This is a genomic window from Blautia faecicola (genome assembly GCF_004123145.1).
Classification (GTDB): Bacteria; Bacillota; Clostridia; order Lachnospirales; family Lachnospiraceae; genus Oliverpabstia; species Oliverpabstia faecicola.
In genome coordinates this window covers 23,190-46,282 of sequence record NZ_SDKC01000002.1, presented here as the reverse complement: position 1 = coordinate 46,282, position 23,093 = coordinate 23,190, and the positions used below count along the sequence as shown (strand labels likewise).

19 protein-coding genes and 2 pseudogenes are annotated in these 23,093 nt (G+C 39.0%); all 21 read left to right on the top strand.

The window, feature by feature from the left end:
• The first annotated feature begins 7 nt into the window (after positions 1-7).
• The 21 genes and pseudogenes from ETP43_RS16450 to ETP43_RS16350 all read left to right on the top strand — a co-directional run bounded on the left by ETP43_RS16450 (position 8) and on the right by ETP43_RS16350 (position 23,079).
• The gene (locus tag ETP43_RS16450; RefSeq protein WP_129259685.1) at positions 8-514 is read left to right on the top strand and encodes a hypothetical protein; all 507 of its coding nucleotides are present in this window, start codon (positions 8-10) and stop codon (positions 512-514) included.
• Between the two features lie 1,098 nt (positions 515-1,612).
• Positions 1,613-3,151 carry a phage tail tip lysozyme gene (locus ETP43_RS17215; RefSeq protein WP_164979790.1) on the top strand — a complete coding sequence of 513 codons (1,539 nt, stop codon included), beginning with the start codon at positions 1,613-1,615 and terminating at the stop codon, positions 3,149-3,151.
• Positions 3,093-4,067, top strand: a complete 975-nt coding sequence (locus ETP43_RS16440) for a hypothetical protein (RefSeq protein WP_129259683.1) — start codon at positions 3,093-3,095, stop codon at positions 4,065-4,067. Before ETP43_RS17215 ends, ETP43_RS16440 begins: the two co-directional genes overlap by 59 nt.
• A complete protein-coding gene (locus ETP43_RS16435) occupies positions 4,064-4,744 on the top strand; it encodes an SseB family protein (protein WP_129259682.1) in 681 nt (226 codons plus the stop codon). The genes ETP43_RS16440 and ETP43_RS16435 overlap by 4 nt, the downstream gene beginning before the upstream one ends.
• A 338-nt stretch (positions 4,745-5,082) precedes the next feature.
• Positions 5,083-5,532: a hypothetical protein gene (locus ETP43_RS16430; protein WP_129259681.1), complete on the top strand. Its 450-nt coding sequence runs from the start codon at positions 5,083-5,085 to the stop codon at positions 5,530-5,532.
• Positions 5,529-6,281 (top strand): hypothetical protein, encoded by a 753-nt coding sequence (locus ETP43_RS16425; RefSeq protein WP_129259680.1) that lies wholly within the window; start codon positions 5,529-5,531, stop codon positions 6,279-6,281. The genes ETP43_RS16430 and ETP43_RS16425 overlap by 4 nt, the downstream gene beginning before the upstream one ends.
• A 665-nt stretch (positions 6,282-6,946) precedes the next feature.
• Positions 6,947-7,216, top strand: a pseudogene (locus tag ETP43_RS16420) (recombinase family protein); the annotation flags it as partial.
• A pseudogene (locus ETP43_RS16415) lies at positions 7,216-7,734 on the top strand (RNA-guided endonuclease InsQ/TnpB family protein); the annotation flags it as partial. The pseudogenes ETP43_RS16420 and ETP43_RS16415, both read left to right, overlap by 1 nt.
• Positions 7,735-7,922: 188 nt before the next feature.
• Entirely contained in the window at positions 7,923-8,411 is a 489-nt protein-coding gene (locus ETP43_RS16410; RefSeq protein ID WP_129259679.1) for a hypothetical protein, read from the top strand.
• A gap of 57 nt (positions 8,412-8,468) precedes the next feature.
• Complete coding sequence (locus tag ETP43_RS16405) at positions 8,469-9,872, top strand: hypothetical protein (RefSeq protein WP_129259678.1); 1,404 nt, start codon at positions 8,469-8,471, stop codon at positions 9,870-9,872.
• A 26-nt stretch (positions 9,873-9,898) separates the two neighbouring features.
• Positions 9,899-11,200: a HipA domain-containing protein gene (locus ETP43_RS16400; protein ID WP_129259677.1), complete on the top strand. Its 1,302-nt coding sequence runs from the start codon at positions 9,899-9,901 to the stop codon at positions 11,198-11,200.
• Between the two features lie 75 nt (positions 11,201-11,275).
• Positions 11,276-12,328: an acyltransferase family protein gene (locus tag ETP43_RS16395; protein WP_129259676.1), complete on the top strand. Its 1,053-nt coding sequence runs from the start codon at positions 11,276-11,278 to the stop codon at positions 12,326-12,328.
• Positions 12,329-12,826: 498 nt separating this feature from the next.
• On the top strand, positions 12,827-13,246 hold the full coding sequence (locus tag ETP43_RS17390) for a hypothetical protein (protein ID WP_129259675.1): 420 nt from the start codon (positions 12,827-12,829) through the stop codon (positions 13,244-13,246).
• Positions 13,247-13,346: 100 nt separating this feature from the next.
• Positions 13,347-14,738, top strand: a complete 1,392-nt coding sequence (locus tag ETP43_RS16385) for a hypothetical protein (protein ID WP_129259674.1) — start codon at positions 13,347-13,349, stop codon at positions 14,736-14,738.
• Positions 14,739-14,905: 167 nt separating this feature from the next.
• Positions 14,906-15,589 carry a CHC2 zinc finger domain-containing protein gene (locus ETP43_RS16380; RefSeq protein WP_129259673.1) on the top strand — a complete coding sequence of 228 codons (684 nt, stop codon included), beginning with the start codon at positions 14,906-14,908 and terminating at the stop codon, positions 15,587-15,589.
• A 260-nt stretch (positions 15,590-15,849) separates the two neighbouring features.
• The gene (locus ETP43_RS16375) at positions 15,850-16,791 is read left to right on the top strand and encodes a single-stranded DNA-binding protein (protein ID WP_129259672.1); all 942 of its coding nucleotides are present in this window, start codon (positions 15,850-15,852) and stop codon (positions 16,789-16,791) included.
• 29 nt (positions 16,792-16,820) lie between these two features.
• Positions 16,821-17,042 (top strand): hypothetical protein, encoded by a 222-nt coding sequence (locus tag ETP43_RS16370; RefSeq protein WP_129259671.1) that lies wholly within the window; start codon positions 16,821-16,823, stop codon positions 17,040-17,042.
• A complete protein-coding gene (locus ETP43_RS16365) occupies positions 17,030-17,524 on the top strand; it encodes a signal peptidase I (protein WP_129259670.1) in 495 nt (164 codons plus the stop codon). The genes ETP43_RS16370 and ETP43_RS16365 overlap by 13 nt, the downstream gene beginning before the upstream one ends.
• A 55-nt stretch (positions 17,525-17,579) precedes the next feature.
• The gene (locus tag ETP43_RS16360) at positions 17,580-18,419 is read left to right on the top strand and encodes a SipW-dependent-type signal peptide-containing protein (RefSeq protein WP_164979783.1); all 840 of its coding nucleotides are present in this window, start codon (positions 17,580-17,582) and stop codon (positions 18,417-18,419) included.
• Positions 18,420-18,572: 153 nt separating this feature from the next.
• Positions 18,573-19,718, top strand: a complete 1,146-nt coding sequence (locus ETP43_RS16355; RefSeq protein ID WP_129259668.1) for a hypothetical protein — start codon at positions 18,573-18,575, stop codon at positions 19,716-19,718.
• Positions 19,705-23,079 (top strand): MSCRAMM family protein, encoded by a 3,375-nt coding sequence (locus tag ETP43_RS16350; RefSeq protein ID WP_129259667.1) that lies wholly within the window; start codon positions 19,705-19,707, stop codon positions 23,077-23,079. Before ETP43_RS16355 ends, ETP43_RS16350 begins: the two co-directional genes overlap by 14 nt.
• Positions 23,080-23,093 lie beyond the last annotated feature (14 nt).

Sequence of the window (23,093 nt, the reverse complement as noted above, 5' to 3'; positions counted from 1 at the left end):
GGACAAAATGAGAATGATTGAAGGAAAAGTATACTTTACACAAAATGACAAAGAAAATCTCTGCATCCGGGAATACTCCGATAAAGAATGCCTGGATCGTATAAAACAATACAATAAGAATAACAACATGCGAAGACTTCTGCTTTTCGCTACGTTCCTATTCTTTTTGGTGTTAGCTTGTTCAAAGATTGATCCACTCTCATATATCGCTGATATTGGCATTCTTCTTGTTCTTGCAGGGGTTCTTTTGTCAGAGTCCCTGCACTGGCTGAACGGAAAACGGGAGAGAAGTAAGTTTTTTGTTGAGGCAAGGATAATAAAGAAAAGGGAAGTAGAAATTTATTATGAAACATCACCAACGACGGGACCAGAATCGAGAAAATTTTATCCGATAGAAGGAGAAGATACTTCTACCGGCTATAAATGCCTTTTGTATATCGATAAGGGTACTTACGGACAGGTACAGCCTGGTCAGTGCATCAAGATTTCAGTGCTGCCCGGATGTTTTAACTAAGTTCAGAAAGAGAGGAAGAAAATGGCAGTAAGAACAGAAGGTAGTATCCGTGGATCGAAAAGAGAAAAAAACACGAAAGCCTTCGCTGACTCTGAAATAAGCACGAAAAGAATACAGGAAAATCATTCCACAACCAGATCCTCCCAATCGGCGCATGTATCGGGTGATAATTCTTCCCGCATAGAAAGTGGAAGTCCCTATCCATCCATGGTATCTGCTCGTGCGCAGATTCCAACGATAGTAAATCATGGATATTTCCCTTCATCCGGAACGCCACATGTACCGGTTAATTCAATGTATCCGTCCACCAGATTGCATGCCGGTTCTGAGCATGTCGTGGTCGATACCGTACCGGAACGGCCAGCTGGTTCTTCCGTACATATAGCTGTAAATGCCAGAAGTTACCTCACAGATAATGGGATACGTCCGCATACTGCTACAGTAACTCCAACAGTACATGCAGTCCGGGTGCGAACAGAAACATCAACATTGCGTACTGGTTCAGATAAAGAAGCTTTGCCGAGTGTCCGGGTGCGTACCTCGATACCAACTGAAAATCAACCACGGGCAGTTGCCGTAACTCCAACGGTACACTCTGTAACGGTACGAACGGACACACAAAAAGAATCCATGCCAAGTAAGAGTGTTAGAACTACTGCGGATCGTATACAGCAGTCTTCACGCACGGTAAGAGGAACACAGGAGCGACAATATCCAGCAAAAAGAGTTTCAGTAGGATACCGCGACACACCATCTGTAAAAAGTGTATCGATATCACGTAAGCATGTGAGAACAGGGACGGAGAGTTTTGATAAAAGGATTGAGAATAAACATGCCCGGTCTGTCCAAGAAAATAGGACTCTGGCAACGGTTTTTACACCGGCAGGTGAGAGGACTCGTTCCGTGCGTGTGGTAAAAGGAACAGGAAAGCTCGGAAAGCCAGACACAGGTATGAAAACAGACTCAAAAAATCAACGGATACCAGGTGCAAAAAACATTGTTGTTTCTCTTTCTAATAGTGAAAGCTTTGGTGATCTGTTAGCCAGGCAAAAGATAAGAACGGAAAAAAAGAATGCAAAAGTGAAAGTCAATGGAAAATTGGCAGGAAAAAAAGGAGTTTCTGTAGGAAGAGGTACTCTCCGAGTGGTAAATGGAGCAAAACTTGTTTCAGCTGCACTAAAAAAAGAGTATCAATATGCTGGTAAGGAACTGGATGCGGAAGAAGAAGATGTATGGAACCAGGAACAGAACTTCCAAAAAGCAAAGCAAGTAGGAATAGATCTTATCTTAAAAAACAAACGGGACACTAAGAAACAAAAGGCTCAGGAAGAACATAAGAAGGAAAAAAAATCAGACAATCTTAGAAGGGCGGGAGAGGAGAAAAGTCTAAAAAAGACGGATCGGAAACAGGCTCTTAAAAAAAACAAGGAATCAGTAGCAGATAGATGGAAAAGTTCTAAACAGGCAAAGAAGAAAGCAACGCAAAAGATCAAAGATACGGCTAGTGACAACCTGGAAAAAATGTTGATTGCAGTGTTTGGAAGTTTGAGCGGTGCACTCTTGTTGTTGGGAAGCGGAATCGTGATTGTAGGGGTATTTATTATGCTTTTATTAGCCGGTGCCGGAGGAAGTACAACGAACACAGCAAACAGTGCGGCATTAAACGGTAATGCTGCGATTATCTGTCAGTATTTCCAGAGCCAGGGACTTGGAGCAGTTCAGTGTGCGGCTATACTTGGAAACCTTAAACAGGAAATGTCGACGATGGATCCGACTTATGATAATGGACATGCCATGGGAATCATGCAATGGACAGGGGGACAGAGAACAAAGATCATCAACTGGGCTGCATCTAAGGGGATGAATGTGTATGATCTTAATACGCAGCTTCAGTACGCATGGGAAGTTTATATTCCATCAAACTGGACGTTTGCCAGATATACCGGTGCGCATGCTTATCCCACAAAGTATAATCTTTCCTTTGAAGCCTGGAAAACAGAAACGGACATTGATATAGCAACCGGAGCCTTTTGTGCTTGCAGTGAAAAGCCTTATTATATGCCAGCAAAAAAGGGAGAGTACGGATCTATGCTGGATAAACGTGTGCAATTTGCTCAGGAATATTTAAATGCTATGATGAGTGGTGGTGCTGGAGGAACTGTAGTTACTCCGCTGGGAGACGGAAGTGCCCGTCTGGCGCAACTTTTCCCTGGTGGAACACCCACGACGCAAACACAGATGGCACAATATCTGACAACAATTTCCGTTCCTGTTTGTGATACAGCAGGAAATGTCCGATACATATCGATCCAGAGCCATAAAGCAATCGCAGGGAATGTCCAGGCATGCTTTAATGAAATGGCGGCGTTAAAATTCCCGGTTATTTTTGCAGGAAGTTATGAATGGCGATATATGGCGTCAGGAACCGGTCATTTGTCACATCATAGCTATGGTGTCGCCTTTGATATCAATGCAGCAGCAAACGGAGCGACCTACACTGGAGGTGTGAATCCATCCAGTCCTTACTATATCAATCAGAAGATCGTTTCCATATGGAAGAGCCACGGATTTTATTGGGGTGGCGATTGGAAAGGATATTATAACGATCCAATGCATTTTACCTGGACAAATCATTGATGGAGGAATTAACGGTTTTATGAGCAAAAAATTTAAAAAGTGTTTTGTACTTCTTGTGTTTGCAACGATATTCGTAGCTGTAGCGGTCACACTTGTTTTAAAGAATAAAAAAGAAGAACCTGAAGAATACGGCACCATGCAGGTATTTACTCCGGATCCTGTTCTAAGTGAAGATGAGGCAAAATCATTAGAAGAACAGCAGGATAATTCGAATCTGGATAATGAGGAGAGGGGAGATATTTTCTCAGATGAAACGGGTGATTTTAATGCATTTATGAGTCTTTTTCTCACAGCTATGGAAAAAGAAGGCACATCCTATGCTTCGGATACCGATTTTGTAAAAGATTGTATCCAAAGCAGTAAGGTTGATGCGCCTGTTCCAGGAGAAAATTTAAAGGAATACTTTGACTCATTGCAATCAGTCGAATGGAACGAGACTCTAGTGGGCGATCTGGTATTCTTTCTGGATGAAAATCAGGAGTCCATTCATATGGGAATCAAAGGATCCAGAAATCACATGTTCCATAGAAAGGATGGTGTAATTACCGAGGAGTATATCAGTGACTATAGCGAAAAGTTTGTTTTTGCTAGATTATTTTCAACGAACCAGGTGGATGATGAGACTCTTTTGGCTGAATCTGAATCAAGCGGTTATATGAATGCAGAAGTGTTGTGTAAGGAAGGCGTCGACCTTACACCACTGGAAAAAGTAAAACAACAATTAGATTATAAATTAAATAATGTCTGTGGGGATATCGAAAGTAATGTGCGTGCAAAACAGATTGAGATCATGGAAGTGACTGACGATGCTTATGAAGGCGATGGAGTGATTGCATACGCCATGCCGGACAATGTGGCGAAGATCATAACGATTCATTACGATCCAACATCAGACAGGTTATATGTGGTGCCATGAAAGAAGAAATTTTTAAAAACAAACTATTTATTCTTGAAAGTACAAAAACTAATCAACCATTTCTCACTCAAAATGGAGAATGTCTGCTGTTTCTTGATCCGAAAGAGGCAACAGAGATGGCAAAGCAATATGAAAATGTAAGGGTCAGTGATCCAAAATTTTATAAAATTGCTGAGTTTTATGCATTATGCTATGCGGCAGGAGCATCTTCAGTAGTGCTTGGCGTTGGTGAAAAAAAGGAAAACTTTTTGTTGGATGAGAAAAGAAATCTACCCCATCGTTTTTATAATCATGCAATGGTCAAAACTGTAGCATTATTAAAACAGTATGGAGATGTTGCTTATCTATGGAGGTTGGCTTCTTGCCAGTTTATCATACCCGTAAAGATAAAAGAGGAATCCGAGAGTGTCCGCATCTCATATGGTGCGGTAAGGCATATGGTCGAAACATCATCCCTTTTATTTCTCGCGTTTTCTAACCTGGAGGAATTTAATTTGTGGAATACATCAAGAGGTGAATGGAAGCCAGTATTACTGTCTTTCCGGGATTTTCGAAAAATTTGTGGAGAACATGGTTTTTTCCTAAATCCCGCAGGAAATCGATTGATTATAACCCCGGATTTGACGAAACAAATTGATCAAAATATCGAAAAAGTCAAGAAAAATAGAGCAACATAAAACAATTATCCGGCGGATAATTTCATAAATAGTACGCGACTTTGACATCCTCCCACGGCTGAAGCCGTGGGCTTTCAGGATATTATGTTCTTGTAAAAAACATCTGGCAAAATGCCGAAAAAACACTCGCAAAAACCGAGTATTTCTCTCTACAGCCACTTACATTCTTCTCTCAAACAAGAAATGCGCCAGTAAGATACTACTTGCTTAAGAACCCTACAGTTTTACATATTACTCAGATAGAAATTTAGGAGAAGTATTGGGTCGAATGTGGTATGCACAATTAACAAGAACGTTTGGGATAGATATAGCAAAAAAAAGATATGAGGAGGAGAATTGTGAGAAAACGAATCATTAGTATTTTACTTTTTGCCTGTGTGGTTACAGGCATCGGAGTCGTGCAGATCATGCATTCAAAAGGCTCGGAAAAACAAACGGAACAGACAGTTACCAATCAGCCGATTGCATTTGGATCCGTATATGAGATCACAGAAAACAATTTTGTGAAAGGCCTTGACCATGATTTTACCCAGGAAGAACTGGAGATCTGGAATGAGGTGTACCAGGACGGGTCTGTTCAGGAAGAACAAGGATATCTTTTGGACGGGGCACAAAAATATATGATCCATCTGTACGATGCGGATGGGAACGAAGTTTTGGAATATGTTTTGGATGGTAATGGACAGCTGTACGATGGCAAAAAGAATGGACAAGCTGTTCGAAACGAAACAATCAAGAATATGCTGGAAAAGATCATTTCAAAGAACAATAGGAGGAAATTGAAATGAAAAAAAGAATGATCGTATTATGTAGCTTATTGACCATGACGGTAGCAGGATGCGGAACTACACAGCAGTCCCAGGTAACACCCAAACCAGAAACAGTAGATACTTCTGAAAATGAAGCTGATGTTTCAAAAAATGAAGAAAATACGGCCGATCAGGGTATTCAGAGTTTTTCTGATCTGTTTGGAAATACAGAGGATGTTACCACGCTTACTTTCGGTGATTATGGGGATAAAGACGATGGCAGCAGGGACATGATTCCATACTATACCCTGTCCGGATTACCGTCAGAAGGGTATATTGACAAAGATCAGTACTGGTTATATGGAACGGAGTATGGAGACCTGAAAACACATGGAAGTGATGATACGATGAATAACCTACAGAAATTAAGCCAGATCGATGGCGCTGTATGGGATCTGAAATTTTATCTTCCGATCGATCTGGGGACAACTTATGTAACTGCTACCTGCATCGAAGACTGGGATCTGGCAAAATCCTCTAGTGCTGATGAAAGGAATTATACAGAGGGTACTTATAAAGAATTTGAGTATTTTACCTATGATGGTGTGGAACCTGCTTTTGAAGGGGATACCGTAGATAATAGTATTTATCTGTATGTGCATGGTTCCAGCGATCACTATATGGAATTCCAGATCAACGTTCAAAAAGATGGAAAGATGTTGGAATTTTCAGATAAACAGGCTATTGTAGAGAGTTTACTGGATCATATCTCGGAAGTGGAGGGATAAACTATGATGCATATGTTGGTATTTATATTTTTCGGTGTTATTGGATTTATTGATACGTGCCTTTGTATTGGCAACCGTAAGAGAAAACAAATGATAGCCAGGCTGGAGGAGAACGAGGGCTTTTATAGATAAGTTTTATTTACTATCTTTTGTTTTTCTGTTATTTCTGGAACGTTTTTTTCTTCTTGCTACGCTGGATACCACTTCCATAGGGGTATTCAGTATATTTGCCGGTATTTTCCTGCTCAGTTTCCTGGTCAGGGAATGCTGGCAGGATGCCATGCTCCCATATATTTCCAAATATCTTCCGGATTGGAAACAAGTACGAAAAATTCTCGGAATGGGAAGTTGGGTGTATGATGTGACGGCCTGCTGCATCTGTGTATTGGGAATCTGTTTCCCTCCGGTATTGTCCGTGTTTTTCCCGTACTTTTCAGATTACCGTTGGGTATATCTGCTTTTTATCATCCGAAGTGCAGTACTGTTTTGTTTTTCTACCAGACATTTTGGAAGAGCTGCAAAACAGATCTTTCGAAAACTGGGTTAGCTGCTCAGTTTTTTCGTTCAAAAATTCCAGTTTGTTTATATATGAAACGAAAACCGCCTGAACAATTGGCATACTTATTAGTAGAGCTAAGCTGATACAAGAATAGAAAGTCCGGATTCATAGAATGTATTCTGATGAGCAACTCAACCAGGTAATCAATGTAAAGCCTGAAAAACGCATTACAATTGGATATTGTCGCGTTTCCAGCCATAAACAGAAAGATGATCTGGAACGACAGATTGATCATGTCAAGACATATCTTCTGGCAAAAGGACAGCCATTTGAGATAATAAGTGATATCGGTTCCGGGATTAATTATAAGAAAAAAGGACTTCAGGAATTGATCAGGCGAATATCTCAAAATCAGGTTGAAAAGGTTGTTGTTTTAAAGTAAAGAAACTAGAAAAACAGAAACGCAGATTACAGCGTAGTATCTCTCGTTCTTACGAGAAAAATAAGAAAGGGGAAAGTTACTGTAAAACAAATAATGTAATCAAAAAGGAAAAACTTTTATTAAAACGAAATCACAGATTAACAAACATCCGTAAAAATTATTTAAATCAAACCATATCGGAGATCGTAAATCGAAAACCAAGATTTATATGTATGGAAGATCTGAATGTCAGCGGAATGATGAAAAACAGACATTTATCCAAAGCAGTCCAGGCACAGGGGTTTTTTGGGTTTAGAAAACAGCTTGAATATAAGTGCAGTGATAAAGGGATCCAGCTTATTGTGGCTGATCGGTTTTATCCATCATCAAAGCTTTGCAGCTGTTGTGGAAACATCAAAAAAGATTTGAAGTTATCTGACAGAGTTTATAGATGTGCGTGTGGGAATATGATTGACAGAGATTTCCAGGCATCTATAAATCTCAAGACTTATGGAGAAAAATTTGCAAGCTGACACTGAAACGTTAATGCAAATATGTACGGATACGTTAGTCCGGAATTTACGCCTATGGAGAGTACAAGAACTTGTGAGTAGATTGATATTTATATCATCAAAAGCATGCTCGTTGAAATAGGAATGAAACATAGAAGTTTATAACTTTTTATAAGTTTTCAGTAACGGTATTAGCGGTGAGAGTTCCAATGTGGAAACATATTTACTATTTTGTTCCTCCTTGCCCTAAATGCGGAAGCAGAAAGACAGGAAGATATATTCGCTCTCCGTTGACGGGTGAAGGTTATACAAAAGAGGCATCCCTTAAGAATGGTGAACTGGTGCGATTTTCTTTTGAGGTACCAGTGAATAATGGTTATTGTATGTCATGTGGTTACGAATGGCCTGTTCGTGTCGAAACGAAATTGTGGTCGTATACAAAAATCCGCGAGGAACAGATAGCCAGAGGAACAGACATATTATATGAAAAAATCCTTAGCAAGAAAACAAAAAGCAAATGGGACGTTGGACGATATTTCCATGAACGATATAGAAATATAGAAGAAGTGGAAAACCAAAAAGAAAAAGATTGTGTTTGCGAACCTGAGATTATTGACTCCAGAAAGCGAGATAAAATCGAACTGCTTTATGCAGATGAAACCTTGATCGAACAGGTACGGAACGTTCAACGAGTCTAAACCATGTGGTTTTACGGATGTTAATTTATCAAAAGCGAATTTATAAAGGAGCGAAATATGAGAAACATAGGAAGATGGTTACAGATTGCTGAAACGGCAGAAAAAATAAGAAGAACAGATGATACCGGTTATGCGGTTTCAGTGCTGAGCATGAGTACAATGGCATTGGTTCATTCTGGATATCCGTATGTAAAAACGGAAAACGATTTTATAATGGAGTTAAATGGTAAGGAAGTGAACATATCAAAGCAACCAGCATACGTAGAGACGGAGGCAATTCTGAAGCTTAAGGAAGAACATGCCGTTCTTGTTAATGAAAATAAGAAATTAAAAAGAATGTTGAAGATCATGCTGGCTGAAAATGACCCGCTGGATGCAGAGAATTATGAAGAGCCACTGATCAAACTGGGAGCATGTGATGAAACCAACGACACAGCTGTAGATTATTCAAGAATGGAAGCAGACGATACGGACTTAGAAGATGTTGAAGATCCTGCTGACACATGCATGGAAGAGGAGCCAACTGCTGCCGTATCAGAGGACACAGGGATTACAGAGAAAGAATCTGCAAGCACGGAAGAGAGTACTAAGCCGGAGAAAACACATATTGCTATTGGCACGGAAGAAGATAGAGCAAGCACGGAATTAAACCTCGAAGAAGCCGAGACAGAACCTTACCTTGATGAAACGATCATAGATGATGTTTATGATGAAAGCGATGAGAAAAATAATGATACAGTTGAAGATATAACGGAAGTAGAAGAGAAACAAAAAGGGAAGGAAACACAGGAAGCGAAGACAGAAGAAAAAGCGGAAGGCAGCAACTCCGTGCCTGTATCAACTATAGGTAGGAAAGAAACAAAAAGCGATGATATGGCAGGATACAAAGAGTCCATGGATCTGAGCGAACTTGCGTTATCTTATTGTGCCATGGAGTTGCGCCAGATGAATTCAAGTACCGTTGTAACACTGGAAATGGTTATTTCTCCCCTCTCCATGAAGGAAGGAAAATCGGACATTATCGTTTGGGCAAGTGATGGTGCAAATCAAAAGTATTATGTGTCAGACGAAAGGAAAGGCGTGTTAGTATCTTTTGGTTCCGTCGGAGTGATCGTAGACGGAAGTGTTGTAGGCGGCAAATTCCAGACAAAGTTCAAACTGCCAAGACAATTAAAAAAATTGGGAGTCACAATTGATGTGAAGGAAACAATGTTTAACGGAACCGGCCATAACATGATCTGTGAAGATGAAGTAGCTGTTCATGTAGTTCCTCTTTCTGATAAAAACCGGTCTGATGGGATGGCTGATTTTGTCTATGCTATTCTGGTGAATGGGGAAGTGACCGTCCTTGGAGACAGTTTTGACAAAACGGAAGTTCACTTCGACTTTCGTGGAATCGAACATCGGTTACTGGCCAAATGGGCGGATAAAAGATTATATACAGCAGTAAAACCGGTATAACCAACAGAAAAGATAGGGATGTTCAAATGTCAGAAAAAGCCACATTAATGAATAAAAATACTCCCATATTGGAAATAGAAATAGAAAATTCATCTATTATGAATTTCTATAATGTCTTAAGCCATGACATGCTGCCCATCCAGTTACAGGATAACATAAAGTCCCAATCAATCAACCAATGGTTTCAAAGCAGGTTATTGCCAGATAAAAGAGAAGGAATGAAAGAAGCACGAATGCAGTTTCGATTTTTCGACAAGGAAAAATATTTCTTTTCTTTATCGGATCAATATTGGGTACGTTACAAGGATTCAGACACATGGGAAAAATATAATTTCTTTACTAACAAGTATTCAAATGAGGTAGGAAAAATTTTTTTTGAACCATGGAACGTAAAAAAAGATGAATTAAAATATCCAAGCCCGGATAGAACAACAAATGGTGTCTTACGAAAACGCTGGATACAAGATGAAACGATGCAATCCTATCTTATAAAACAAGGTAGTAAAAAATACCACCAGGAGCCACTAAGTGAAGTCATGGCATCTATGATGTTAAAACAAATGGGAATGCTTCCATTTGTCGAATACAGCCTGGTAGTGGATGGGTTGAGTTTCTGTTCAAAGTGCAGGAATTTTGTAACGGAAGATACGGAATTTGTACCAGCCATAGCAATCTACAATAAACGCACAAAAGAAGATAGCATAAGTAAATATGAGCATTTTCTATCCATGTGCGACCTGTACCATATAAAGGAAGCGGAAACATTCATGGAGAAGATGATCCTAGTTGATTATGTCATATGCAATACGGACAGACACTTTGGAAACTTTGGTTTCTTGCGAAGTGCTATTACCGGGGAAATATTGGGTTTTGCACCATTGTTCGACTTTGGATCTGCATATTGGGGGACCACAAATGATGTGGAGCGAAAAAGTAGCAGACATTTTGCCGAAGAAGAAGCCTTGCTTGTTGCTAAGGCAGCAGGAGATGGCCGGCTTCAAGTTGCAAAGTCCGGACGAGCCATGATGGATCTTTTAAAGGCATATCCAATAATTACAAATAAAAAGAAAAATGCAATTCAGAATCTGATCAATGAAGTGGATCAAGATATCGCAAAGTTTGCGACAGCTCAATCAAAAAAAGACGATAGAGATGATGAAGGAAACGCTTTTGAAGATCTGGATGAAATGTTTAATGAACACAAGAAGCCAGATGAAAGAAAATCCACGAGCCAGGAAACTAGATCCACTGCAACAGAAGCAGCTTTTGCAGGTAAAGGAGACATGCCAAAGCTACAGATGGATATGGATAATCTTATGATTAACTAGTGATGTTTCTCCTATGGCTAATGTTGCAACTGTGTGGCAGTTAATCATCGAAAGAGGAAAGAGAAGGTAAATGTATTGAATAAGTTTAGCAAAAAGGAATCTGAATTCTGCAAGGGAATAGGTATTTTAATGATGATATTTCATCACCTGTTTTATAAGGCAGAAAATTATCAGGAATATGTTATAACCTTTTCCCCTTTTACGGAAGAAAGAATAAATTTTTTTGCGCTTTTATGTAAAGTATGCGTTGCAATATTTGTATTTATCAGCGGATATGGTATTGCGGCTTCCTACCGGAAGGAATTCAGCACACATACTCCGAATGCGGGAAAAATAACAGACTTTATTAAGAAACGTATCATGAAACTATATTCCTTATATTGGTTTGTTTTTGTGCTTACTGTTTTATGCCAGCCACTAGGTCGTACCATTTCGGAAGCCTATGGTCCGGAGCTGAAGAGCCAGGCTGTATATTTCTTACTGGATTTTCTGGGTTTATCCTATATGTTTGGAACTCCTACCTTGAATCCGACCTGGTGGTACATTACGCTGGCACTCTTGATTATTGTCAGTGTCCCCCTGATTGAGATCTTATATAAAAAAGTGGGGGTCTTTCCGGCAATAGCAGCAGTAATGGGCATTCTGTTTCTGTTTAGTGCATCCAATGCCAACACATTCTACATTTTTTCAATTTTAATTGGTGCTGGTTGTTGTGAGGGAGCTTTTTTCGAAAAATTAGATGCAGATTTTCACAAAATAAAGTATGGAAAAATCTTGAAATGTATCATTGAAATTGTATGTTTACTGATTGGTGTATCATTGAGAACAAACTATAATTACTATGGAATCATCGACGGGATCATTGTCGTGTGCCTGGCAGCACTGACTGGGGATTTGTTGATAAAAATACCTGTCGTTTCTAATAGTATGCGGATCCTTGGGAGACATTCAGGTAACATGTTCCTTGTACACAATCAGATTTATTCCTACTATTTCGTAAGTTTGATATATGGATGCAAACATTGGATATTGATATTATTAATGTTAGTATTGACGTCCTTTGTGACATCGGTAGTAATAGAAAAAACGAAAAAATTAGTACATTACTCTAAGTTATTCAGTGTGTAGAAACACTTGCTTTAGCCATGAATGATGGCTTTGGCATCCTCCCGCGGCTGAAGCGGTGGTTTTTCAGGACGTTATATTTTTGCGATTTGTTAAGAGAACAGTATTACGGTACTATTCTCTTTTTTTATTTACAGGAAATTGCTTTCATGCAAATTAAAAAACTCTCCACGAGGATGCACACTACGGCGTATAAGGTAGATGTCGCAAGCGACCGCCACAGGCGCGAGAATGTGCAAGTCCATTCTTCGGTTTGAAAACCTGGAATTTTAGCATCTATTCCGATAAAGGTGTTGTTTAAAAAAAGTGCAATTTTTTCACATTTTTTCAATAATTACATATAAATGTGTGTAATTCGTGTGTATGTGTATGTTATACTCATGATATTAAGAATATCATCTTATCCGGATGAAAAAAACAACATTGTAATAATCTATTGTAAAAAATGGTTGATTTTTACAATAATTAATGATATAGTAATATAAACAAAGGGAGGTATCTATGAAGACGAGATGGCATATGTCCTGTTGTATTATTTTTAGCACCCGTAATCATCTGAAATTTTTTTCGGATAAATCTAACCCTACGGTGCTGAAAACTCTTACACGGACGGTTATAGAAAATGACGCTCAGCTTCTTGATTATTCATATGGTGTGCTTAATCCAGTCACAAAAAAAATACAGTTTAAAGAGTGTTCGCTGAAAATCACATTATTAATCAACGGAAATCATGGACCGGAAGAGATATATTCGAAGTTAAGAGTGGCATTATGGAATGAATTGCAGGAACAGGTTCCGAATATCCGAACAAATCCATTACAACGTAATTGTTGTATCGCAGATGTTCTGACTTATACGGAAGAGGAGGCATTCGGTTATATTCAGTCTCACGACTGGAGGATAAAACAGAAAAACAGTTAAGAATAAAGCTTTAAACAGGAAGTAACGGATGTCTGATGATAATGCATACGATTATCAGGGATCAAGAGAAGTTTTTGTTACATAAGAAATGAGGGATTTTATGGAACAGCAGAAAAAGAAATACACAAGTGAAGAAAGAAAAGAAATAATCAAAAAAATCGAGAAGATCACAGAACGGCCATATAAAGATTTTTACCTGTTTGCAGCGGAATGGCTTAAAGGGTATGGAAAAGATGCATGTCTTTTATATAGTGATAACGCTGGTTTTGAAAATGATAACGATTTTGCATATGCTGTAACAGATGAGGAAGAAAGAGAAGAAGACGCATTCTATGCTGAGGAAGATTCCGAATTCAATGAAGAAGACAATTTCATGTATAATCAGGAAGAAAAAACAAGTTTAACTTCAAAAGCAGCCAACACATATGCATATGAAGACTCAGATGTCTTAAAATCATTGGATGATGATGCTACAGCAATGATCACAGATATTTTTCAGCATGACGAACCGGAACTGCAACAAAATGCTGTTATGATTGTAATGGTTGCGTTGCGCTATTATATAAGAAGCCGGATTATGCGTTACAAAAAATGGGATGACGATCATCGTGAAGATTATCTGAGCACAGCATATGAAGTTGTACAAACCGGGCTTCAGGAATATGACTCCACTCGTGGAAAACTGACAACATACCTGGAACCGCGGTTGCGTAAGGCGTTAGGAATCCAGTGTACAAATGACAAACAGCTTTCAAGTCGATCAAACAATGATCTTATGAAAATTATAAATAAATGCAAGGAATATGCTGCAACCCATCTGGAAAATGATAATCCTACGCCAGATATTCTATATGAAATCGCAGTTCGTGTTTTTAAGCGTAAATCCTTGAATAAACAGTCTATGATCAATGCTATCAAATGGCAGCCAGTACTTGTATCATCTAATGAAGATGAAAATCTTCTGAATAAAGTAAAAAGTACTTTTGGAAATCCAGAAGAAGAATACGAAAAGAAAGAAAGGGTTGAACGGATTAGGAAAGTTATTAATTTATTACCTCCGGTACAACGATGTGTTATCTTGTGTTGTATGCAATACCAGAAAGAAACGGATAAAGATACGCTTCCAAGTGATGTGATTTTAAAAGAAATGGTTTCCCGAACATTTCCTGGTATTACAGATACAGAGATTCAGACAGCTAAAAAGGCAGCTAAAAATACTATGGAACGGAACTATTTGAGAAAATCGTCCCGTTACGTGGAGTTTTTCCCGAAAGAGTTAGTATTATATCCGAATAAACGGATAATAGAACAAGAGGCGGCCATAATAACGGAATCTATTGAAAGATTAACCGAACCAGAACTTGAGGGATTTTTCTTTTCGTACGAAGAAGTATTAAAACAGAATCAAAGAGCTGCTTCTGAAAAAAAAGACAGAACTAGAGTAGATGAGACAAATGATGGCTTTTATCAAGGCCTCTGTATGATTAATTAAGTTCTTTTCGTCTGGCTCATCGACATACATAATCGTCTTATTGACACTGCTCAAAGCTGAAGCCAGGGATTCTTACTTCATCCATAACTGCAGTAATTTTCTCCAAAAATCTCTCCGTTGATAAAAAAGCAATCTCATCTTATGAGATTGTTTTTTTTGTATCGCATATGACAGGCATACTTATTTATAGTTTAAGGAAAGAGGAGGGATTTATAGAAGTTATGAGGTACGATATAGAAAGAATTAAGAGAGATGCCGATTGCCGAATTGTAGCAGCATCGATCGGCATGAAAGTAAACGGACAGTTTTGCGAATGTGTATCGGGAATTCATTCCGAAACACAGATCAATCATTGTTCACTAACGAAAGAGTATTACCATTGCTTTTCTTGTGGAGATGCAGGAGATGTAGTAACAATGGTAAGAAAATACTACGAGAACATATTGGCATCGCCAATATCAATAGCGGAGAGCTGCAAGATCATTGGCGATGTTCTTGGTGGCCATGAATACTACATGATAGAAGAGGAAGATAGCAGAAAACAAGTAGAGGAGCCTCCGTTCTTGAGAACAGAGTTGGAACTTTTGGGATTTGTTCAGCCAAATTACAGGGAAGATATCCTTCCTATCAAAATGGAACAGATTTATAGTAGAAGTAAGGAGTTCTACTATCAGCTGATAAGGGAGAAAGCACTATCTGAAGCAAAGCGTATAAGAATTCTTTATCAGATATTAGGTGATAGTAGGACACCAGTAAAAGATGCGCTGGTTGACAGATATAAGAAAGTAAAAGAGATATATCTGCGAGCGTGTGATCGAAGCAAAGAGGAAGCACAAAGAGAGCAAGGATAAAAAGGCACAAAACAGTGCCTTTTTTTATTTTAGAATTTTGTGCAATATTACACGGAAGTTTTTATAAAAAAATGTGTTTTTTTTCTGAAATTATAAATCGCAATGGCATACTTTTGCATGTAAGAGGTGCGGCATAGCAATTATAAGCATCTATAACTGCTTCATAAATAGGGACTCGTATGCAAAATAAATAGGAATCCCCCTCAGTTTTCCTATTCTATTTATGAAGCAGTTTAAAACTAACCAAAGGAGACAGGAAGATGGCGCGGCATAATCTTGCTTTTTTATATGGATTCGTAACTTTTGTCCAGACAAGTACACTTAAAAACGGGGAACCGTTTGTTTTAGCCTTTGTAACCGTAGCCAGAGCACAAAGGAACGCAGGTGATCATAAGGAGCATCTAAAACTGGATAACCCCGCTATTATGAGCAGGGATCCCAAAATAGTGATGGAGATGTCGAAATGGGAGGAATATGATTTCGTTGAGATAAAAGGAACAATAGCAGCCACTCCCATGGCAAAGGTCTCAAACTGTACAAACAGTAAGTGTGGTGCGAAAAATATACGGGACGGTGCGATGGTATACATCAATCCAATTTTTGCAAAGAAAAGGGTTCACTTTTCATCTCAAGAAGAGTGCATGGAGCATCTTACAGAAAACAGGGAGATTTCTAACCAGGTATTTGTACTAGGGACACTTTGTACTGATCCTAAAAAAAAATCACTGAAGGAAGGGCTTATCTTAACACAATATCAGATAGCCTTAAATCGCAAGTACCGGATTCGATCCGATCCACCGGAAAGAAGATCAGATTATCCGTGGGTAAAATCATATGGTGAAAATGCGATTCAGGATCGCACCCATTTACATATCGGTTCCGAAGTATTTATCGACGGATGCTTGCAAGCAAGAAAAGTGAATAGACATGATACATGCGATGAATGTCATGAGAATTACGATTGGGCCGACAGAGCATTAGAGATTGTTCCATTTGAAACAGAGTATGTTGCTAATTACTACACGCAAGAAGAATACGAAGCGAAAATTCAAAAAGAGCGTGAGAAAGCATCAGAGAATGTTTTAACTTCCTTATTTGGTTACGATTCCGACAATGCGGCAAGTTCATTGGATAGTAACAATGTGCCAGATGATGTTTATTCTCAAGAGGATATTGATGCCGGTATTGAATCAGAAGAATAGAATCTTGGAAAGGGTATGAAAGTGGGTATATGGTACAAGTTGTTTTTCAAAATATATTTGAAGATGTCACGATCACTATTTCTATGCCGAAGAAACTGTGTCACGGTGTTCCGTTAAGTGATGAAGAAAAAGGACTCGCTTATCAGATTCTTGGATGTTATACGACAAAAGAGTTTTTGGAAAACTGTACGATACAGCAGGTGAATCTTATGGATCACAAGAAGGGAGTGACGCGTAGATGCGAGGCATAAAATGGTATAACCGGATAGTAGAGATACTTACGTGTGTGATTGCACTTTTGGCAATCAGCATGGTTCTTCCAAAAGCATTCGGTATGAATCCATATATTGTGGAATCTGGTTCCATGGAACCAGTGATCCATACCGGTGCGGTTGCGTACATAGATTTTAAAGATACTTCTATCGAAGTAGGAGATATCGTTACTTATCAATTAGTAAATGGACAGATGGTAACGCACAGAGTCAAAGCAGTTACATCGGAAGGGTACGTTTTCAAAGGTGATGCGAATGATGCAACCGATGCTCATATCGTAACACAGGATCAAATTATTGGTACCTATAAGTTCCAAGTCCCTAATCTGGGATATCTTATTGGTAAGCTTGGAAAAAAAGGAATCGTTCTGATCATCGGATGGGTGATCGCACTAAATTTAATCGGAATAATCTTAGAACACACTTTTGGTAGCAGTTCCTCAAAAGAGGATTGTATATAAAACATAAAAGAAAGGAGAGCATATCCAAACTGCTATGATATGCGAGGAAACAAGTATGAAAAGAAACAAAATGGTCGCTACAGGAGCAATCTGTGGTCTGGTTGCAGCTATGACAATCGGAGGAACAATGGCTTATTTAACTGACTCCGAACAGACATCCAACACATTTACAGTGGGTAAAGTAAAAATCGATCTGGAAGAGCCGAAATGGGACACAACAGACGATAACAACAACAAAGTTCCGGATGTAGCAGAAAAATTAGTTCCAAACCAGGAAGTAGCCAAAAATCCACAGGTCGAGAACACCGGATCTAACAATGCGGTAGTATTTATGAAAGTAACTGTTCCTACTAAATTTGTTACAAAAGTATCCGATGATGGAACTGTAGATCCAGAGGGACGTAAGAGCCAGGAAATCATCTACTTCAAAAACGCTCGTGATGCACAGAGCAAAGAAGAAAACAACTTCGATACAAAATGGCAGGAAATCGTAGCAGAAGAAACCGCTGACACTGGAGCAACAGCTGCAAAAGATGGTGTTCGTACTTATGTATTTGGTTACAAAACAAAAGTAACACCAGGCGAAACAACCTCCACTTTGTTTGATAAGATTCAGATGAAGAATGTAATTGAAGATGAAATTCTGGATAATGTTGCAAACGATATCAAAGTAGAAGCATATGCAATCCAGGCGGAAGAAGTCCTGGACAAAACCGGTGCTGATCTGACTGACGATCTGACAGTAGATAACATGAAGACAATCTATGATATCTTCGTAAAACAGAGCACATCTTACGATGAATCCAAAGCAGCTACCACAGAACATGATTATGCTGGTGATGAAAAAGATGCAAATATCAACAATAGCAAAGATCTGCATGGTAATGACTTATAATTTGTACTAAAGTGACTGATGCTGGAAGCATTAAGATATCTTCAAATGCAAGTCAATGGATAATGGCATAATATGTCATTACAATTTAGCTTTAAAAGGCAGACAATGGACATCATCTGCCTTTTAAAGCAGATAAAGAAAGGAAAAATGGTTATGCCTAATAGAAAACTAGTTACAAAAATGGCTGCCTTCCTCTCTGCTGTAATTGTAGGAATGGGTACGGTTCCGGTATATGCTCGGTCCGAGGTATCCGTGATCAACCATGTGGGAATCGGAAATGTTAATATTGAATTAACAAAATCCAGCCTTAACGATCAGGGTGAAAAGGTGTCCTTTGACGATGAGCAGGTTGTCGTACCCGGTCAGACGGTAGATGAAATTGTAGAAGTCTCCAATCTGGCCAATGATGCATGGATCCGCATGAAAGTTACCTTCGAAGATTCCACAATCGATCAGTTGGATGATTCTCTTCTTGGTATTTCTGATAACTGGATTAAACGAGGTGAGTATTACTACTATACAAAACCCGTTGAACGGGGAGATACAACGGAATTCATGAAAGATGTCAAGATTCCATCCACATGGGATGAATCCTTATCTGACAAAAAGATGGAATTACACTTTACAGCTGATGCTGTACAGGTGAAGAATTTCACTCCGGATTTTGATTCAGATGATCCGTGGTTTGGAACTTTGATTGAAAAGAGCGTTACAGATGAGTATGTGATCCCAAATACTAAAAATGATTTATTTTCAGTATCTTACGAGGGTGGTGCAGAAGGCTTGGTAAAAGTAGGAGACGATTTCTTTTCTAACTGGGGAGATTTGATGCCAGGAGATGTTGTTTCTGATACAGTTACGGTAGCCAATAAATATGCTAAATCCGTATCCATTTATTTTAGAACTGAAACCATTGCACAGGATAAGCTCTTAAAAGAATTGAATCTTCAGATCAAGTGTGATGATACCGTTCTTTACGATGGATCCATGGACGGCGAAGTAAAAAATAAAGTACTACTTGGAACTCTGAAAAACGGAGAAACAAAGAAACTGACATATACTTTAACTGTTCCTTCTTGGCTGAATAATCCATATGCAATGAGCAAAACAGAAACAAAATGGATCTTTACTGCTGTATTACCGGACGATGCGAAAAATACGGGTTCTTATACAGGAACTGGCATTGTAAAAACCGGTGATTCAGGACTTCCGTTTTTAATTGCAGCAGCAGGAGTCATTTTCTCAGCAGGTCTAATTTTTGTTTTGATGAAAGAGAGGAAAAAGAATGAAGAAGTTTAGTAATCGCTGTATTTCACTGATTCTATCTCTTTTAATGCTTTGCACATCTATTCCGATATATACCTTTCCAGTATACGCGAAGGAAACAGAAAATGCAGTTTTAAAAATTCTTGAGGTAGAACATGGAACAGTGACCGTAAATAGAGAGGATGTCACTGGGAAGTCAATCACTGTAGCTGTTGGAGATAGTGTTACTTACCAGGTTTCGGCAGAAAGCGGATATACGATCGACTATGTAACTATATCTTATGAGGATGGAGCTTCGAAAAAAGTTCCTGTTTCAAAAAGTGAATATTCTAATACGGTAATCGTTGATCAGCCTACTAATATTGCTGTTTCAATTGTTGCCGACAAGAATTCAGATTCGAAAGCAACTGAAGATAAAAAGGATGAGGGAACAACGGTGGAAAAAGCAACACCAACACCGGAACCAACACCTACAGAATCCCCTAATGGATCTGAAGCGAAAAAGGAAGCGACAAAAGACACTGCTAAAGAGCAAGCCGTAAAGGAAGATAACACCGAAAACAATGCAGACGTCACAGAAAATGAGGCTGTAAAAGGTGAACAATTTGACGACGAAGCTTTTTACCCGGAAGGTGAAGAAGATGTTCCTGATTCAGACAATGCTGAAATCTGGGGATACCTGGATCCTAATACCTCTGAGATCAGTACATATTCCTTTGATGACTATGGTCCATATGTCATAAAAAATGAACGTTTTGATGATTTTGGCGGTGTTCTTCGAATTGGATTAAAGTACGTTGTAGGTGATAATGAGAATGTGGATTCACGTGGTCAGTGGCGAAACGTATACTGCCTGAATTACTCAAAAGATTGTCCCGATGGAAAAGGGTCATTTTCCTATAAGGGCGGCTGGACGAATAGAAAAGTAGAATATGCTTTCTATTGGGGTTCTGTTTACTATGGTCAATGTTGTCGATGGTCTGCGTATTCTACCGGAAACTGGAAGCTGGACTATTTTGTTACGCAGTGGGCCATTCATATCCTGAATGGTGAAGTTTCCCTGGCAACAGTTAACAATTGGATCAATAATAGTTCTAATACTTCAGGAGCCAAATCCATAACTGTAGATCGTCTTACAAAGATGGTTAATGATGCCAATAATGGAAACATGTATGGCGGCCTTTTTGACAGTGAAGGCTGGATTGACATGACCCATGGTGCTACTTTTTCTCTGAGTGGCAATAATAATCCGGGATGGTATGAGGGTAGCGATGGATATATGTACTCCAACGCTACATACTCTTGCAGTTTTAAAACGTACAGTGCAACCAATGACGGTTTTGATTTCCGTGAACAGATTACCAGCTATGATATAAGTGCTCCTGGCGCTGAAGTTTACAAGTTAGATAAACGAACTTATGCTGATTTCCAAATCCGAATTCCAAAATCTACTTATGCATCCTATCAAACGACTGGAAAAACAATCAATGTTTCCGTAACACTGACGATTCCAAAAAGATGGGGATGCGCGATTTACGATCCGCCAGCAAGTAACTATCAGAAAGTTTGTATGCTGAACTGGTTTGATCAAGAGGGAACATTCACCCAAAACAAAACCCTTACTATTGAACAGGCAGGTGGAAAGATCCAGATCAATAAAAGATCCGCAAACACTTCTGTGACCAACGGAAATGGCGAATATTCCCTGCAGGGAGCAGTGTTTGATATCTACAGCGGAAATACAGTTGTTGATACGCTTACAACAGATGCAAACGGAAATGCGACATCAAAAACGCTGAGTTATGGTTCTTACACGATCAAAGAAAGAACTGCCTCCAAAGGTTATAACAAAGCCGCAGATGTTACCGTAAACCATAAAAATTCCGTCTCATCTGTGACGATCAATGAACCTCCTAAAACCGGGACCATCAATCTCCAGAAAAAAGCGAAAACTGATACATACTCCGGGTTTGAGAGCTATACACTGAAGGGAGCAGAATATACCATTTATAATGCTGCCGGAAAGAGTGTAGGTACGATTGTAACAGATGCAAATGGTAAAGGAAGCAAGTCAGGTCTGCCACTTGGAAAATATACTGTTAAGGAGACAAAAGCTCCGGATGGTTACTATATTTCCACAACGGTAGATGCCGCTAATTTCAACTCTAATACATTAAGTGTTGACATCACTTCCATTGAAGAACCTGGCACCTTCGTTACAGAAGATAAGGTTTTTCTTGAAAAAGTTGATGCGGAAACATTAACAGCAACTGCTCAGGGAGCTGGTTCTTTAAAGAATGCTGAATATACTGTAAAGTATTACGATGTTATTTCTGACCATGATCCAAGCAAGGATGCGAAGACTCCTAAGTATACCTGGGTATTTAAGACAGACGAAAAAGGACAGATCAAACTGGATGATTCCCATTTGGTAAGTGGAACATTACTGAAAGATAGTAGTGGACATGTTATTTTACCAGTTGGAACACTGACCATTCAGGAAAGCAAAGCTCCGGTTGGATATAATCTTAGTTCTACTCTGTATGTCGCAAATACTTACGTAATCAATGGATCAACAGTCATCAAAGGACTTCCTACTGGTGAGAATGCTGCTAAAGAAGTACCGAGTCGAGGAGATGTTCAGTTTGCAAAAATAAACGAACGGAATCGACCAATGGGAAATATACCATTCAAGTTAACAAGTAAGACAACCGGTGAAAGCCATATTATCTATTCGGATGCAGACGGTTTGATCCGTACTGCTGTAAGAGACAACAGCAATCCGAATGTTGACAAGAATGGCGTATGGTTTGGAGAAGGTAAAGCATCCAAGTCAAAGGGAGCATTGCTGTTTGATACCTATCTTGTAGAGGAGCAGCCATGTGAGGAAAATAAAGGCTACATCCTGGATTCCTTTGAAGTAACCATTTCTAAGGATGGAGCAGTTGTCAATGCAGATACTGTGAGAAATCTTCCAGAACTGAAGAAAATCATCGTTACAAAGAAGATCAAAGCCGCTGATATTAATTTTGCGAATGGTAATCCGGTATTCACATTTAAATGTACAGGTACGGATTATGAAGGAGCAAAGCACACCTATTATCAGATGGTAGAGATCACACAAGCAGATGTATCTTCAGCGGAATATGTATCTGTAAGCTGTGAATTTAAAGATCTTAAAATGGGAGACTATGTAGTAACAGAAGAAAAGGCATCCCGTTACAAGATTGGAAAAGTAACAGCGGAAGGTGGCACAGTTTCCGGTGAAAAGGTCACTTTTAACATGACACCTGCAAATGATACCTATACAGCAACTTACGTTAATAAGAAATTCGAATGGCAGTATTTCACTGACAAGACGATGAAAACCAACTCGATTAAAGTGAAAAAATAAAAGGAGGAAAAATC

What these genes read in the sequence shown, in the direction of transcription:
- ETP43_RS16450 (WP_129259685.1), top strand. Translation starts at nt 8, where the DNA reads ATGAGAATGATTGAAGGAAAAGTATACTTTACACAAAATGACAAAGAA.
- ETP43_RS16435 (WP_129259682.1), top strand. Translation starts at nt 4,064, where the DNA reads ATGAAAGAAGAAATTTTTAAAAACAAACTATTTATTCTTGAAAGTACA.
- ETP43_RS16425 (WP_129259680.1), top strand. Translation starts at nt 5,529, where the DNA reads ATGAAAAAAAGAATGATCGTATTATGTAGCTTATTGACCATGACGGTA.
- ETP43_RS16410 (WP_129259679.1), top strand. Translation starts at nt 7,923, where the DNA reads ATGTGGAAACATATTTACTATTTTGTTCCTCCTTGCCCTAAATGCGGA.
- ETP43_RS16405 (WP_129259678.1), top strand. Translation starts at nt 8,469, where the DNA reads ATGAGAAACATAGGAAGATGGTTACAGATTGCTGAAACGGCAGAAAAA.
- ETP43_RS16400 (WP_129259677.1), top strand. Translation starts at nt 9,899, where the DNA reads ATGTCAGAAAAAGCCACATTAATGAATAAAAATACTCCCATATTGGAA.
- ETP43_RS17390 (WP_129259675.1), top strand. Translation starts at nt 12,827, where the DNA reads ATGAAGACGAGATGGCATATGTCCTGTTGTATTATTTTTAGCACCCGT.
- ETP43_RS16385 (WP_129259674.1), top strand. Translation starts at nt 13,347, where the DNA reads ATGGAACAGCAGAAAAAGAAATACACAAGTGAAGAAAGAAAAGAAATA.
- ETP43_RS16380 (WP_129259673.1), top strand. Translation starts at nt 14,906, where the DNA reads ATGACAGGCATACTTATTTATAGTTTAAGGAAAGAGGAGGGATTTATA.
- ETP43_RS16375 (WP_129259672.1), top strand. Translation starts at nt 15,850, where the DNA reads ATGGCGCGGCATAATCTTGCTTTTTTATATGGATTCGTAACTTTTGTC.
- ETP43_RS16370 (WP_129259671.1), top strand. Translation starts at nt 16,821, where the DNA reads ATGGTACAAGTTGTTTTTCAAAATATATTTGAAGATGTCACGATCACT.
- ETP43_RS16365 (WP_129259670.1), top strand. Translation starts at nt 17,030, where the DNA reads ATGCGAGGCATAAAATGGTATAACCGGATAGTAGAGATACTTACGTGT.
- ETP43_RS16360 (WP_164979783.1), top strand. Translation starts at nt 17,580, where the DNA reads ATGAAAAGAAACAAAATGGTCGCTACAGGAGCAATCTGTGGTCTGGTT.
- ETP43_RS16355 (WP_129259668.1), top strand. Translation starts at nt 18,573, where the DNA reads ATGCCTAATAGAAAACTAGTTACAAAAATGGCTGCCTTCCTCTCTGCT.
- ETP43_RS16350 (WP_129259667.1), top strand. Translation starts at nt 19,705, where the DNA reads ATGAAGAAGTTTAGTAATCGCTGTATTTCACTGATTCTATCTCTTTTA.